A 14441-nucleotide genomic window follows, 5' to 3' on the forward strand; every position below is an offset into this window, starting at 1 on the left:
GCAGCCAGATACGCGAATGCCGCCGTTTAACAAAAGCGAAAAAGGAGGAAGTGGTTGGCCACTATCCTCCAGGACGTTTAGTCCTTTAATTTATCAAATGCGCTGTAGCCAAATACTCTTTTGTGTTGCAGTAACAAATAAACCATCATGACGATCGCTAAAACCGCAGCTGCGAGTAATAAGCCCATCATAATAAAAATCGCTTGCGTTTCTCCTACTGACCGAGTCATGGAAGCAACGATGTAAGGTAAAAAGGTACTTGCTAAGCCCATCCAAGTATAGTAGATCCCGGTATTTCGACCTTTTGGTCCAGGGCAAAACATTTGTCGTACCCCTAGCCCAGTTTGCAACGCCCCTCCGGCAGCAAAGAAACCCAAGAAGGCGATACTGATATAAATCACTACGACATGTTGGATCACTAATACCATCCCTAACGCAAGAGCGATGAATACCGTATCAATAAATAAGACTTTTAAGGGATTCCAACGCAATTTCCCCATCATTACTGCCCAAAACAAAACAGCCACCATTGAGCCAAAAGTATAGATCGATGTTAGCCCCGCTGACTGCATCTCAGTCAAACCAGCATTCGTCAAACCAAACGCTTTGGTATACTGTTGGGCGCCGTACATGATGAACATACAGATAAAACCAAAGAACATTGTGAAGAAGTTAACGATTATATTCGGCTTAACAAGCATTTTGGCCTTCATCGCCGCAATTTCTTCTTGAACCGCATTCGTTTCTTTTCCATCAACGGTTGCCGCTTTTTCTTTCATCATGTCATCATAGGCGAATGGCGCGATAGCTGCTAAAATCGTGCAGACGATCGATAGGACTAATGGAATAATAATCCCCATCGACTGATTCCCAGACCGGATGAAATTTACCACAAGTAAGGGATAGATAACCCCTGACAAAGAAACAAAAAACTTGATCCCAATCATTGCTGAAGCCGCATATTTCGGTGCTGCTTCTTGAGAAGCGGGATACAATGCAGCATCCCAGAAACCAGAAGTCGCCACCCCTGCGATAAAGGCACAGACAGACGCGATCACCATATTCGTCGTCAGTAACAGACCTAAAAAGCATAGCGTATACAAAACAGCCCCCATGACCGCCATTTTTTTGCGTCCCACTTTATCCGAAATTTCTCCACCAATCCAGACGGTCAAGAATTTCCCTAATCCGGTCGCAGTGATGGCCAACGATACCGCAGCGGCTCCTGCAGAAGCATCGGTATAGCCCCATTTATCCGAAAAATAAGTCGCATTTTGGCTTAAAATAATAGCTTGGATCCCATGAGTGAAATAACACATATAGACAGTTGCCAGTGACAAAATATACTTTTTTGCTCTCATTTGTACGCTCCTTATAAAAGAACATCCAGCTTTCCTACGAAAATTTCCCTGTTGGTATTTCGTAGGAAAGGGATACTCGGTCCCTAGTTAGTTTGCTCTGACAGGCAGTTCCTTGCCAGTAAACAGTTTAAAGGCGGCTTTTCCTTGTCCCACCAGCATTCCTTTTCCACCCACGGTCTTACAACCTTTTGCGCTGGCATCTTTCAATAACTGGGTCATTGGTGGGTTATAGATCGCATCAGCCACCGTCAAATCTGCATGCAGTACCTCTGTGTCTGCAATTGGTGTCGCTGTATTTCCTTCACCCATTCCAACAGTCGTTGCATTCACTAAACAATCGGCTCCTTTTATTTTTTCAGCAAGTAACGCTTGATCCGTCAGATCATAAATATCAATTACTAGATCAGGGTAATATTCTTTAATGCGAGCAACGGTCTCTTTGCCTTTTTCATAAAATGCATCTTTGATGTTGAAAATTGCAATGGAGGCTGCGCCTTCGATCGCCAATTGGACTTGGATCGCGGTGGCAGCTCCACCAGCTCCGATCACAACAAATTTTTGATCTTTCATTTTTACATCGTGTGCTTGCAGATTATCAACAAAGCCGACACCATCGGTAATATGGCCGACGAGCTTGCCTTCATCATTGACGATAGTATTGATGGCACCAACCATTTTTGCAGCGGGGGTCAATTCATCCATGTATTCTGCCGCTGCCGTCTTGCAAGGCATCGTGACATTTCCACTCATTTTGAAGGTTCGAAATGCCTCGATCGCCTGGGCGACTTGGTCTTCTTTAATGTCAAAAGCTAAATAAACTGCATCGATATCAAGCTGGTCAAAGCCATAATTATACATGGCTGGCGAACCAGAATGCCCAACAGGTGTACCGATCAATCCTAAGAGCTTCGTTTTTCCCGAAATTTTTTCGCTCATCGTATTTCCTCTTTTCTATTTGATTTTTTTTACGCAAGCAATTCTGGCCATGCGTTTTGGATCACTTCAATACTCGTTTTGTAATTTTGCTCTGCTGCTTTTTGATAGCCTTGACTTAAAATCGGATCAGAAATCACTTCCGTGCCTACAACACGAGGCTTGATGCCGTGTGCTTTTAGTGCCCGTAAGAAGCCTTCGGTATCACCCCATCCTGTTCCTGGACATAAGCGATCGTGCATCGACTCATCCCGTAAGATCGTATCAGGATATCGTCTTTCTAAAACATCACAAATTTGGATCGAAACAACTTTCTCCGCTGGGACCCCTTCCAAGTCAGCTGCTGTCATGTTGGCTCTCGCCCAGTGCCATGTATCTAGGATCAGCATCCCATTTTCACAATCTGCCTCTTTGACAATATTCCATGCACTAGCTAGATCAGGAACACCGCTATAAGGCATGAATTCTAACCCAATGACTAATTCTTTTGCTCGTGTACATAGTTCTTTAAAGGCTTGGATATGAACCTCTGCTGGGTATTTTTCCATTAAGCCACAATTGATGTGCCCAACACCAAACAAACGTGCCATATGATAGATCGTTTGCTCTTTAAATTGTTGCAGCAGTGTTTCCGGTGTTTCCATCGTTTTATTTGGATCAGCCCACAAGGTGATATATTCGACCTCGGTTACTTTCATGTCATGTTCTGCAAGAATTTCAAGCATCCGCTCATCAGAATAGCCTTGCTTCACAGCAAGCATATAGGTCTCCGCACGTAAACCGATCCCGTCGTATCCTGCCTCTTTCGCGATCTTCACTCTGTCTTCAAAATTAATCTCTGTCCCTAATGTGTAAGAGCTAATCGTCAATGGAATGTTTCTCATGTTATTTCCCCCTTTAAAAGTCTGTAAACAACTACTACTTGGTTTACAGCTGGAAATAAAAACACGAACTAAAAAGCGGCCGCAGTAATTGTGTTTTTATTCACAATGTTTATTACCGTTATTATAGCTTTTCCCTCTCCGTACTTCTAATTGTTTTTTCTTTATGGATCTATAGATAAAAGATATAAGTCTTGTGATATACTGATAAAAAAAGAAGGATTTTAGAGGAGGTTTCAATGAATCTTCAGCATTTAAAATATTTTGATATCCTTGCTAGAGAAGAACACTATACACGTTCGAGTAAATTGCTCAACATCACACAACCAAGTCTCAGTAATGCCATTTCACTTTTAGAAGATGAGCTAGGTGTACAACTCTTTGAAAAAAACGGACGAAATGTGATCCTAACCAAGCCTGGAAAAATTTTCCATGAACATGTTATACGAACGTTAGAAAACTTAGATTCGGGTATCGATACAGTAACAAAAATCAGCAAAGGCTTTGGGCATATCAGCTTTGCTTTTTTGCAAGTCCTCGGTACATCTTACGTACCAAAAATCACTAAACAATTTCTTGAAGCAAATCCTGAAAAAAAGATTCAATTTGAATTTCACTCAGATAGCGTCAGTACCGAAACAGTCCAAGGACTAAAAACCTTGCGCTATGATCTCGGTATTTGTTCCTACATCACCAATGAACCAACCATTGAATTCGTCCCGATTGCAAGTCAAGAACTTGTCGTGATCACCGCGTTGGATCATCCTCTCGCACAATTTGATGAAGTCTCTTTGGACGACTTAGCAGAATATCCCCAGATTATTTTCAGCAAAAAAAGTGCCTTACGTGAAATCATCGATGACCTTTATCAGCGTAACAACGTCAGCTATCAAGTAGCCTACGAAGTCAAGATCGATCAAGTGATCGCTGGACTAGTCAGTCAAGGATTGGGGATTGCTATCATTCCCAATATGACGATGCTTGACTCTTTGCCCCTTAAGCGAATCAAACTTAATGGCATCAGTTGGGAGCGATACTTTTATTTAGCCTACAATAAAGAGACTTACTTACCACCTGTAGTCAGCAATTTCAAAGAATTTATTTTGGCCCATGCAAATCCGAAACAGATCGTTTATTGAGTGACTGGGTGGGTGAAAAACAAAGCTTTAGAAAATAGGAATAAAACTATGTTCCCGCCTTTTTTGGCGTTTTCACTTAATAAAAAACAGACATTCATTAATAGAATGTCTGTTTTTTATTGCTTATTCTCTTGTTCTTTTTTCTCATGACGAATAATTAAAAGAGCTATACTCACCGCACGTTTCGCAGATATAGTAATAATTGCGCTTCTTCTTATTGTAGAGTTTCAACTTCTTCCCATTTTTACAACTCTTGCATTCTTCTAATTCCGTCAAGGTTTTATAATAAAACAACTCACTGATCATCTCTGGATAAAAATGCGCAAGCAGCTCAATCAGTTTTTTTCTATCAACCAACAGTAGATTATCACCGGCTATTTCTAATGCTTGATCTGTAAAAAAATGTGTAGTGATGAAAAGCCCATTGGGAAACCCTTTGTCTGGAAAAATCCCTTTAAATGCGGCAACGAGTGGCTTACTGATCCGCTCCGTTGTCTTTTGCGGATTCCAGGCTTTACATTGGACCGCTATTGCCTTTTTATTATTAGAAAAAGCATACACATCAATACCACCATCTTTGTAACCATCGATGTTTTGGACGGTATATCCCATCTTTTGTAAAATACATTCAGCAATATAATTCAAATCCTCTGATTTACAGGTTTCTAATTGAGCCACAATCTTTTTCAATTTTTTCGGGTATGTACGTTCATTATGGTTGCTTAGTTCTGGGAAATTAATGACTTCCTTCTTTTTCTTAAATGAAAACATGTCTCTTCCTTTCTTGATTGTTTTGGATGTGATTCGTTAAAGCATAGCTAGTGAGTGGTCTTTAATTATGTAGAATAGAAACTGGTTCTTAAAGAGAGAACTATCTACTTTTCTCAATAAAAATCGTGTGAACTCGATAAAATAAGTCAAAAATAAGAAACTTATAACGGAGTATTATTAATTTAATGATAATTTTATTCAAGATAAATGTCAATTGAAGTTTGAATATTCAATAATAATCGATGATTAAATCAAACCACTCTTGATCATTGCTCCATTTCGAAAATTACTAGATAGGATTCGTTACAGTGCTAATTTCCACATTCTTGCCTACAGATTTATTGATTCCTTTTACTTTGTTTGTAACAGATTCTGAATGGTTTCTTTCGGTTTAGCAGTTGAGTGTCTATTACCTATAAAAACAAAAAAAGGTTTCCCTCGTAAAAGGGAAACCTCAGAAATGTTATCGAAACAACATTTACATTTATTTGTCTTATTCTGCAGCGTTGTTGTCTTTGAGACCGTATTTTTTGTTGAAACGGTCCACACGTCCGTCTGCTTGTGTGAATTTTTGACGTCCAGTGTAGAATGGATGTGAATCAGAAGTTACTTCGACACGGATCAATGGATACGTGTTGCCGTCTTCCCACTCAACAGTTTCTTGAGAATTCTTTGTAGAACCTGATAAGAATTTGAAACCAGTAGTTGAGTCCATGAATACAACTGGATGATAATCTGGATGGATATCTTGTTTCATTTCTTCTTCTCTCCTTTGCCCTGGCTCATTTGCTTCACCAGAGTTGATTTGTCGATTTTACAACATGACTATCTTACCATGTTTGGATTTTAGATGCAATTATCTTTTTATATTTCTTTTTGGCCGCTTGTCTCCGAAATGGACATCATGAAAAGCCGCTAAAAACTCTTCATTCTTTTTCGTTTTGCGCAAGAATTGAATGAATTGTTCTGTGAACTCCAAGGAATCCCCCAACATGTTGTTGCGTAAGCGCCAAGTTTCTTCCAATTGTTCACTGCTCATCAGCAATTCTTCTTTACGGGTACCAGATTTCTTGATGTCGATCGCTGGGAAGACCCGGCGTTCTGCGAGGCTGCGAGAAAGCTGCAGCTCCATATTGCCGGTTCCTTTAAACTCTTCATAGATGACATCATCCATGCGGCTGCCGGTATCTACCAAAGCTGTGGCAAGGATCGTCAAACTACCGCCTTCTTCAATATTGCGGGCAGCGCCAAAGAATTTCTTCGGTTTGTACAAAGCAGCTGGATCGATCCCGCCGCTTAGTGTACGTCCGCTTGGAGGAACGACTAAGTTATAAGCTCTCGCCAAACGAGTGATACTATCCATCAAAATCACGACATCACGCTTGTCTTCCACCAAGCGCATCGCCCGTTCTAGTACCAATTCTGAAACACGGGTATGATTGCTAGGCTGTAGGTCAAAGGTTGAAGAAACCACGTCACCCTTGACACTACGTTCTAGATCAGTTACTTCTTCTGGACGCTCGTCGATCAAAAGTACGATCAATTCCACCTCAGGATAGTTGTCCGTAATCCCATTGGCAATTTCTTTCAATATACTGGTTTTCCCAGCTTTAGGCGGGGCAACGATCAGTCCCCGTTGACCAAAACCCACTGGCGCCAGCATATCGATCATCCGAGTCGAAAGACGTCCTGACGTTGTTTCTAATTTTAAATGACGGTTCGGATAAAGGGGCGTCAGCGCTGGAAAATGCGGACGCTCTTTGGCATCTTCTGGATCTTTGCCGTTAACAGACTCAACGTGCATCAATCCATAATAGCGTTCAGATTCCTTAGGCGGGCGCGCCTTACCGGCGACTTTATCGCCATTACGCAAACTAAACCGACGAATCTGTGAAGAAGAAATATAGATATCTTCTGCACTCGGTCCATAGTTGATTGGACGTAAAAAACCATAGCCTTCTTGGCCTACGATATCCAAGATTCCTTCCATATAAAAGAAGCCTTGTTTTTCCGCCTGCGCCCGTATCACAGCCAATGACAATTCTTTTTTATTCATTTGGCTGTAATAAGGAATTCGAAACTCTTTGGCAAAGGTGTAGATCTCTTTTAAGGTTTTGTTTTCCAACTCTGCCATCGTAAGATAATCGCTCATAATTACTCCTCTATCATTTGAATATCAGCTCCAAGAGCCGTTAGTTTTTCGATGATATGATCATAGCCGCGCAAAATGTACTCGACATTAAAGACGCTAGTCGTGCCAGTCGCCATCAATCCGGCAATAACTAGACAAGCCCCTGCTCGCAAATCAGAAGCGACAACTTCTGCTCCGTGCAATTGGCTCGGTCCGCTGACAAAAATCATGTTGCCTTCTGTCGTTGCTTGTGCGCCCATCCGTGCTAATTCAGGAATATGGTTGACCCGTTTGGCGTAAATCGTGTCCATAATCTCCGATGTTCCCTTTGCTTTTAGCAATAATGGTGTGATCGGCTGTTGCAGGTCTGTGGCAAATCCCGGATAAGGATAAGTTTTCACAGTCGCTGGTTTCAACTCTTTTGAGGGATGCACATAGATTTCATCTTCGCTGATATCCATTCGCACACCGATTTCTTCCAATTTCGCAATGTAGCTTTCTAGATGCTCATAAATCACATTTTTGACTGTAATGCCTTCACCCGCTGCTGCGGCTAAAGAAAGATAGGTTCCTGCTTCGATTCGGTCTGGAATAATAGAATGACGACAACCGTGCAGTTCTTCCACACCTTCGATACGAATTTCATTGGTACCTGCACCTCTGATTTTCGCTCCCATATTATTTAAAAGGGTCGCGACATCAATGATCTCAGGTTCCCGTGCAGCATTTTCAATGATCGTTTTACCTTTGGCTCTTACTGCTGCCAGCATTACATTGATTGTTGCTCCGATGGAGACCATATCTAAGAAAATCCGTTCGCCAGTCAAGCCTTCTTCTTCGGTACGCAAATACATGGCGCCATGCTCGTTGGTGACTTTTGCGCCAAGTGCTTCGAAGCCTTTGATATGCAAATCGATTGGTCGCGGGCCTAAGAAACAGCCGCCAGGCAACCCAACGACGCCTTCACCAAACTTCGCCAATAATGCCCCCATGAAATAATACGAAGCCCGTAGACTATTGATTTTTCCGTTAGGCATCGGGATCGAAACGATATTGGTTGGATCGATCTCTAGCGTATTGTTTTCAAAATGGGTCTTCACGCCCATAATTTCGATAATCTCAATTAATGAGTGCACATCTTGGATGTCGGGCACTCCTTCTAAAATGACCGGTGAATCAGCTAAGATCGCTGCCGGGATCAATGCGACTGCACTGTTTTTTGCGCCGCTAATGGTGACTTCACCTTTTAAGGGACGATTGCCGTTGATGACAATTTTTTTCATTGAATTCCACCTATACTCTTTTTTAATTTATGTGTATCATTCCAATTTTAGCACAAATTACACAAAGAAAAAAGATGCAGTATATTTTTGATCCCCGCATCAAGAATATTTTCTTAGAAAACAAAAAAACTCTTAGAATCACTGATTCTAAGAGTTTTGATCTTTGATTAAGATTAAGCTTTACCAGCTGAACCGAACCAGTCGATGTGTTCTTCTGCATCTTTAACGATTGCAGCAACACCTGGTGCTAATAATTTACGAGGGTCGAATCCTTTGCCTTCTTTATCTTTGCCAGCTTCGATGTATTCACGAGTTGCTTTAGCAAATGATAATTGGAATTCAGTATTTACGTTTACTTTAGAAACACCCATTGAGATTGCTTTTTCGATTTGGTCTTGAGGAATACCAGAACCACCGTGTAATACTAATGGTACATCAGAACCTACTGCATCAGCGATTGCTTGTAAGTGGTCAAAAGCAAGGCCTTTCCAGTTTTCAGGGTATTGACCGTGAATGTTACCAATTCCGCAAGCTAGGTAATCAATACCAGTTGCAACCATTTGTTTACATTCTTCGATGTCAGCTAATTCGCCAGAACCGATGATTCCATCTTCTTCTCCGCCGATTGAACCAACTTCACACTCAACAGAAACGCCTTTTGCGTGTGCTTTTTCGACAACTTCTTTAGCCAATTTCAAGTTTTCTTCAAATGGTAAGTGAGAGCCATCAAACATAACAGAAGTGTAACCAACTTCGATACATTCCATTGCTGCATCGTAATCACCATGGTCTAAGTGGATTGCAACTGGAACAGTGATGTTCATTGAATCAACCAAGTTTGTAACGATGTCTTTAGCAACTTTGTATCCGCCCATATATTTGGCAGCACCCATTGAAGTTTGGATTAGAACTGGCGCTTTTTTCGCTTCAGCAGCTTTTAAAATCGCTTGTGTCCATTCTAAGTTGTTTGTGTTGAATCCGCCGACTGCATATCCGCCTTGACGAGCAGCTTTTAAGAATTCAGCTCCTGATACTACTGGCATAAAAAATTCCTCCTAAGTTTTGAAAAACTTTATTTGTTAAGCAATGCTTAACCGACAATGCTATTTTAGCAAAGATTTGCGGTATTTGCTACTAAAAAGAGGAATTTCTCTTTTCAAAAAAAGATTGCACAAATATAAAAATCCAGCATTTTCATCATCTTTTCTGAAAGTCTACGATTCTGTAAGGTTTTTCTCTTCTGTCTGCGGTCGTTAGATAACAAATCGGCATGTGAAAATTCGAGAAAAATTTCACATATTTTTTCGTCATTTTATCATAATCTTCCAGTAAATCCTTCCTTCTTCTCCTCTGAGCATAAGAATAGCCTTGTGAAAGCGGCTATATTATCATGTAAAAAAGGAGGGATAAAATGAAAAAAGCGCTTATTGGATTTTTGGCAGTCATCGGGGTTCTTTTCTTGGCAAGTTGCAGCTCGGGGGCCAAAGAAGAAACCAAAACATTCACAATGGATCAAAATGGGGTTTCGATGGAACTGGTCTTCACTTATGAAGGCGATAAAGTAAAAACCCAGACTGCGAACAATGTCATGCCGTATTCAGCGATTGGGGTAACGACCAAAGAAGAAGCACAGACGGTACTTGATCCGATCGCAGAGCAGTATCAGCAAGTCAAAGGATTGGACTATTCCCTCGACTATACAGATAGTGAAGCGACTGAATCCTTGACCATCAATTATGATGAGTTGGATTATGATTCAGCGAAACAATTGCCTGGGGTTAGTTTCGAAGGAAACACCGAAAATGGGATCAGCATGGAACGTACAGAGGAAATGCTCTTGGATCAAGGGTATAAGCTAAAAGAATAATCCTCTCTAGGCACCAGCAAATCAACATGCGTTACCGCTGGCGGATTTCATTCAAACTGCTAGCGAAAAAAATAATGCATCAGCCAGAAACTTCCGGTCGTTTTGACGGAAGTTTTTTGTGTGCAGAAACAGATACCTTCTACCAATGCTCAAACAAGTTTCAACCTTTTACGGATTACTGGGATGGCGTAACTCAAAAAAACTCCCCATCTTGAGATGAGGAGTTTCGCACATTCATTCCTTGGTTTGCCGCTAGCGATTATTATGCTTGGCGGTTGTCTAATGAAGCTCCAACAAATGCTTTGATCAAGCGTTGTGGGCGAGTTGGACGAGAAATCAATTCTGGGTGGAATTGGCAACCCACGAAGAATTTGTTTTCTGGGATCTCAACGATCTCAACCAAACGATTGTCTGGTGACACACCTGAGAAAACCATCCCGTTTGCTTCAAAGATTTCACGGTATTTGTTGTTGAATTCATAACGGTGACGGTGACGTTCCTGAACAACTTCTTCTCCGTCATAAGCTGCAGCTGTTTTGGTGCCTTTCTTCACTTTACATGGGTACAAGCCTAAGCGCAATGTCCCACCTAAGTTTTCGATGTTTTCTTGGTCAGCCATCAAATCAATGATGTTGTTGGCTGTTTCAGGATCTGTTTCTGCGGAATTGGCATTTTCCAAGCCAACGACATTGCGGGCATATTCCACACAAGCCATTTGCATCCCTAGACAAATCCCTAAGAATGGCACATCGTTTTCCCGAGCATATCGGATCGCTTCGATTTTTCCTTCAATCCCGCGATCACCGAATCCACCAGGAACAAGAATACCGTCTACTTCACCTAAGTAAGAATCCACGTTTTCTCGTGTGATTTCTTGGGCTTTGATCCAATCGATCTCGATGTCTGCATCAAAGGCAAAACCAGAATGTTTCAAGGCTTCGACAACTGATAGATAAGCATCTGGCAATTCCACGTATTTTCCGACTAATGCGATGCGTACTTTTTTCTTCAAATTCAGTACCTTTTCTTCCAATGCTTGCCATTCAGTCATGTCAGCAACTGGTGCAGTCAGTTTCAAATGATCACACACGATTTGATCCATGCCTTGCGCTTGCAGTGCCAATGGGATCGAATACAGGGTCTCAACGTCACGAGATTCGATCACGGCTTCTGGTGCCACGTCACAGAATTGTGCCAATTTGTTTTTTGTTGATTGTCCTACAGGTTGTTCTGTCCGAACGACCAAGATATTTGGTTGAATCCCTAAGCCGCGCAGTTCCTTCACACTATGTTGTGTCGGCTTTGTTTTCATTTCGCCTGCTGCTTTCAAATAAGGAATCAGCGTCGTATGGATGTACATCACGTTGTCCGCACCTACGTCTGCCTTCATTTGACGCAAAGCTTCTAGAAACGGCAATGATTCAATATCCCCTACTGTTCCGCCGACTTCTGTGATGATCACATCTGAATCAGTCATTTTGGCTGCCCGCATGATTTTTTCTTTGATCTCGTTGGTGATGTGCGGGATCACTTGAACAGTCGCGCCTAAGTATTCTCCTTTACGCTCTTTCCGCAAAACTTCTGAATAGATTTTTCCAGTTGTTACATTTGAGTATTTGTTCAAATTGATATCGATAAAGCGTTCATAGTGACCTAAGTCTAAGTCGGTCTCTGCTCCATCATCGGTTACGAATACTTCACCATGTTGATATGGGCTCATCGTTCCTGGATCGACGTTGATGTACGGATCGAATTTTTGAATGGTTACTTTCAAGCCGCGATTTTTCAACAAACGTCCTAATGATGCTGCTACGATCCCTTTACCAATAGAAGAAACCACACCGCCGGTTACAAAAATATATTTTGTCATAAACTGAAAAACTCCTTTAATCTATTTTACAGGAAAAGCATTTAGAAAATAATAAAAGCTCCCTATCCATAAATGAATAGGGAGCGAAAATTCTAAATCACTTTCTGACTCTTGTAAAGAGTGCCCAAACAGAATGATACATTCTCACCTCACAAATGTCAAGAAAACTTTATCTGATTTTTTCAGAAAAAACGGAGGTTTCCAAACGAAGCGCTTTACGCTTCGATGCAGCTGATTCCTCCTTTTTCACGCTGGCATTCTAAGGTTACTCTTTCTTAAACAACCTTCATGTTTTCTGCACAACTTTTTGCAATTTTTTCATTGCTTCTTACGAAATCGTTGAACTCTCTTTGGCATAATACAAAGTGTAGATGAAGTCTGGCGCTTTACTCGTTTTGGTAAAAATGATCGGAACGTATTTCTGGTTATTTTTGGCAAAGACGAGGTGCAGGTTCGATTCCTGCCTTCTACGCTAAGATAATTTTTCTTTTGCAGGATAGAGCTAACTATTCTGCTATTTTTGTCTGCCAAGTAATGTGCTCTGAATGATTATTCCCCAATAAGGAGTGCCCTCAATAAATATCAAAATTTGATTGCGCTTTTTGGTTATCTTTGAGATTATAGATATATATTTAAATTATTTTTTTATGACACCTTCCGGTAATCATTTTCCGATAAGGAAACAATCAGATTCTATTGTCTCCCAAAAGAGATTCTATAGAAGCCACAATTTTGGAGGAAGAAGACAATGACTGCTAAAAACCAAAAAGCACCAGATACTGTCAAGACACTAATCCGGTCTCGAAATCCTTTACAGATTTTTTTCGCATTCTTGCTCGTGATAGGGCTACCTACCATGCTTTATTGTTATTACTATAATTACAGTCCTTTCCCTAGTAAAAAAGTAGCTGGCGTCCCCAATAATCACCTTGTTCAGCTAGAGAACCCTATGGACCTTTCTAGTTTATTGTTGGATTTTGGCTCACAACTGAAATTTAACACAGTGGCTGAGTCCATGACGGTTTACTTTGATTATTATCAAAAAGGGGAGATAAAAGAACACAAAATAGTCGCTTCCCTGATAACAGAGCCAAGAAGTGACTATAATGGCTATTTGAACATAGGAATTACTAAGAGCGATTCTCTCCTCTTCGTTGATTTATTTTCAAATGGTTCCTCATCAAATACAATGACCGACTTATCTAAATTCCACTATACGTCCCTTGGAGAAGATAGTTTATCTCCCACTGGAGCTAGCACTAGTATTCCCAATAACGAGCTTAACATTGAGAAAAAACAAGAAATTCCATTGCTTTATATTGCCAAGGGCGGTGACGTCAAACTATATGCTGAAATGGAAAACAATCTATCTGAAGAAAATTTAAAAAGCGTTGAAAATGTCTATTACGTTTACTTAATAGTAGAATAACGAAAAAAGACCAGTTCAGGATGCTGAGCTGGTCTTTTTTCTGTCACACTGTCGATTAATTCCGACGGTTGTTATTACCAAATAAAATAATCAAACGTAAGAGTTGCAATAAGGTTGCTACGGCAGCTGCGACATAGGTCAACGCTGCGGCAAAGAGCACTCTTCTCGCTTGTGGTACTTCCTCTTCTGTTAACAAGCCACCATCTGCCAAAATACGGATCGCCCGTTTTGAGGCATCGAACTCGACTGGCAAGGTCACTAATTGGAAAATAAACGCCAATGAGAAAGCCAACAAACCTAAGTTGATCAGAAACGAGCCTCGTAATAGTACCCCGATCAAAATCAACGGGATCGAGATGCTGGTTCCGATATTGGCGATCGGTACGATCGCATGACGCAAGCGCAAAGGAAAATAGCCTTTGGCATCTTGGACTGCGTGACCACACTCATGGGCCGCAACACCGATTGCTGCTACCGAAGTTGATTGTGCGGTGGATTGCGATAAACTCAACATTTTGTTGCCAGAATTGTAATTATCCGTCAAATCACCAGCGATCGCTTGCACACCAACATTATTGATTCCTTGGCTCTGCAAGATGTACTGCGCCGCTTTTGTGCCGGTAATATTATTTTTACTTCTGACTTTGTCATATTTGTTAAAGGTACTTTTGACATACGCTGACGCTGCTAGCGAAATCACCATACCGATAATTACGAGAATGAAAGTCGGGTCATAAAAAAAGCCGAACCCGTATCCGCCCATACCATACACGATA

The 14441-nt window shown here is 41.1% G+C and carries 13 protein-coding genes; 3 read left to right on the forward strand and 10 right to left on the reverse strand.

Annotated features, from left to right (window positions below):
* Positions 1-77: 77 nt before the first annotated feature.
* From IGI86_RS14230 to IGI86_RS14240, 3 genes are all read right to left on the reverse strand, one after another.
* A complete protein-coding gene (locus IGI86_RS14230; protein ID WP_008380536.1) occupies positions 78-1361 on the reverse strand; it encodes an MFS transporter in 1284 nt (427 codons plus the stop codon).
* A gap of 87 nt (positions 1362-1448) precedes the next feature.
* Entirely contained in the window at positions 1449-2297 is an 849-nt protein-coding gene (gene aroE / locus IGI86_RS14235; protein ID WP_008380533.1) for a shikimate dehydrogenase, read from the reverse strand.
* A gap of 29 nt (positions 2298-2326) precedes the next feature.
* The gene (locus IGI86_RS14240) at positions 2327-3178 is read right to left on the reverse strand and encodes a sugar phosphate isomerase/epimerase family protein (protein WP_005234024.1); all 852 of its coding nucleotides are present in this window, start codon (positions 3176-3178) and stop codon (positions 2327-2329) included.
* A 236-nt stretch (positions 3179-3414) separates the two neighbouring features.
* Here IGI86_RS14240 and IGI86_RS14245 point away from each other — a divergent pair, with 236 nt between their 5' ends.
* Positions 3415-4314 carry a LysR family transcriptional regulator gene (locus tag IGI86_RS14245; protein WP_005234023.1) on the forward strand — a complete coding sequence of 300 codons (900 nt, stop codon included), beginning with the start codon at positions 3415-3417 and terminating at the stop codon, positions 4312-4314.
* A gap of 144 nt (positions 4315-4458) precedes the next feature.
* On the opposite strand, the gene IGI86_RS14250 is transcribed toward IGI86_RS14245, so the two are convergent.
* From IGI86_RS14250 to IGI86_RS14270, 5 genes are all read right to left on the reverse strand, one after another.
* Positions 4459-5085, reverse strand: coding sequence for a restriction endonuclease (locus tag IGI86_RS14250; protein ID WP_016621684.1), 627 nt, complete (start codon positions 5083-5085; stop codon positions 4459-4461).
* A 493-nt stretch (positions 5086-5578) separates the two neighbouring features.
* The gene (locus IGI86_RS14255) at positions 5579-5842 is read right to left on the reverse strand and encodes a type B 50S ribosomal protein L31 (RefSeq protein WP_008380527.1); all 264 of its coding nucleotides are present in this window, start codon (positions 5840-5842) and stop codon (positions 5579-5581) included.
* A 99-nt stretch (positions 5843-5941) separates the two neighbouring features.
* Entirely contained in the window at positions 5942-7237 is a 1296-nt protein-coding gene (gene rho, locus IGI86_RS14260) for a transcription termination factor Rho (RefSeq protein ID WP_005233978.1), read from the reverse strand.
* A 2-nt stretch (positions 7238-7239) separates the two neighbouring features.
* A complete protein-coding gene (locus IGI86_RS14265; protein ID WP_005233977.1) occupies positions 7240-8499 on the reverse strand; it encodes a UDP-N-acetylglucosamine 1-carboxyvinyltransferase in 1260 nt (419 codons plus the stop codon).
* A gap of 173 nt (positions 8500-8672) precedes the next feature.
* A complete protein-coding gene (locus IGI86_RS14270; RefSeq protein WP_005228297.1) occupies positions 8673-9542 on the reverse strand; it encodes a class II fructose-bisphosphate aldolase in 870 nt (289 codons plus the stop codon).
* 368 nt (positions 9543-9910) lie between these two features.
* Between IGI86_RS14270 and IGI86_RS14275 the strand changes: the two genes are divergently transcribed.
* The gene (locus IGI86_RS14275) at positions 9911-10366 is read left to right on the forward strand and encodes a YehR family lipoprotein (RefSeq protein WP_005233973.1); all 456 of its coding nucleotides are present in this window, start codon (positions 9911-9913) and stop codon (positions 10364-10366) included.
* Positions 10367-10628: 262 nt separating this feature from the next.
* Here IGI86_RS14275 and IGI86_RS14280 read toward each other — a convergent pair whose 3' ends face one another.
* Positions 10629-12236: a CTP synthase gene (locus IGI86_RS14280; protein ID WP_008380521.1), complete on the reverse strand. Its 1608-nt coding sequence runs from the start codon at positions 12234-12236 to the stop codon at positions 10629-10631.
* Between the two features lie 748 nt (positions 12237-12984).
* On the opposite strand from IGI86_RS14280, the gene IGI86_RS14285 reads away from it, so the two are divergent.
* Positions 12985-13665: a hypothetical protein gene (locus IGI86_RS14285; protein ID WP_008380519.1), complete on the forward strand. Its 681-nt coding sequence runs from the start codon at positions 12985-12987 to the stop codon at positions 13663-13665.
* 55 nt (positions 13666-13720) lie between these two features.
* Here IGI86_RS14285 and IGI86_RS14290 read toward each other — a convergent pair whose 3' ends face one another.
* Complete coding sequence (locus IGI86_RS14290; protein ID WP_016612795.1) at positions 13721-14428, reverse strand: zinc metallopeptidase; 708 nt, start codon at positions 14426-14428, stop codon at positions 13721-13723.
* Positions 14429-14441 lie beyond the last annotated feature (13 nt).

This window comes from Enterococcus sp. AZ188 (assembly GCF_050544075.1).
GTDB classification, from domain to species: domain Bacteria; phylum Bacillota; class Bacilli; order Lactobacillales; family Enterococcaceae; genus Enterococcus_D; species Enterococcus_D entomosocium.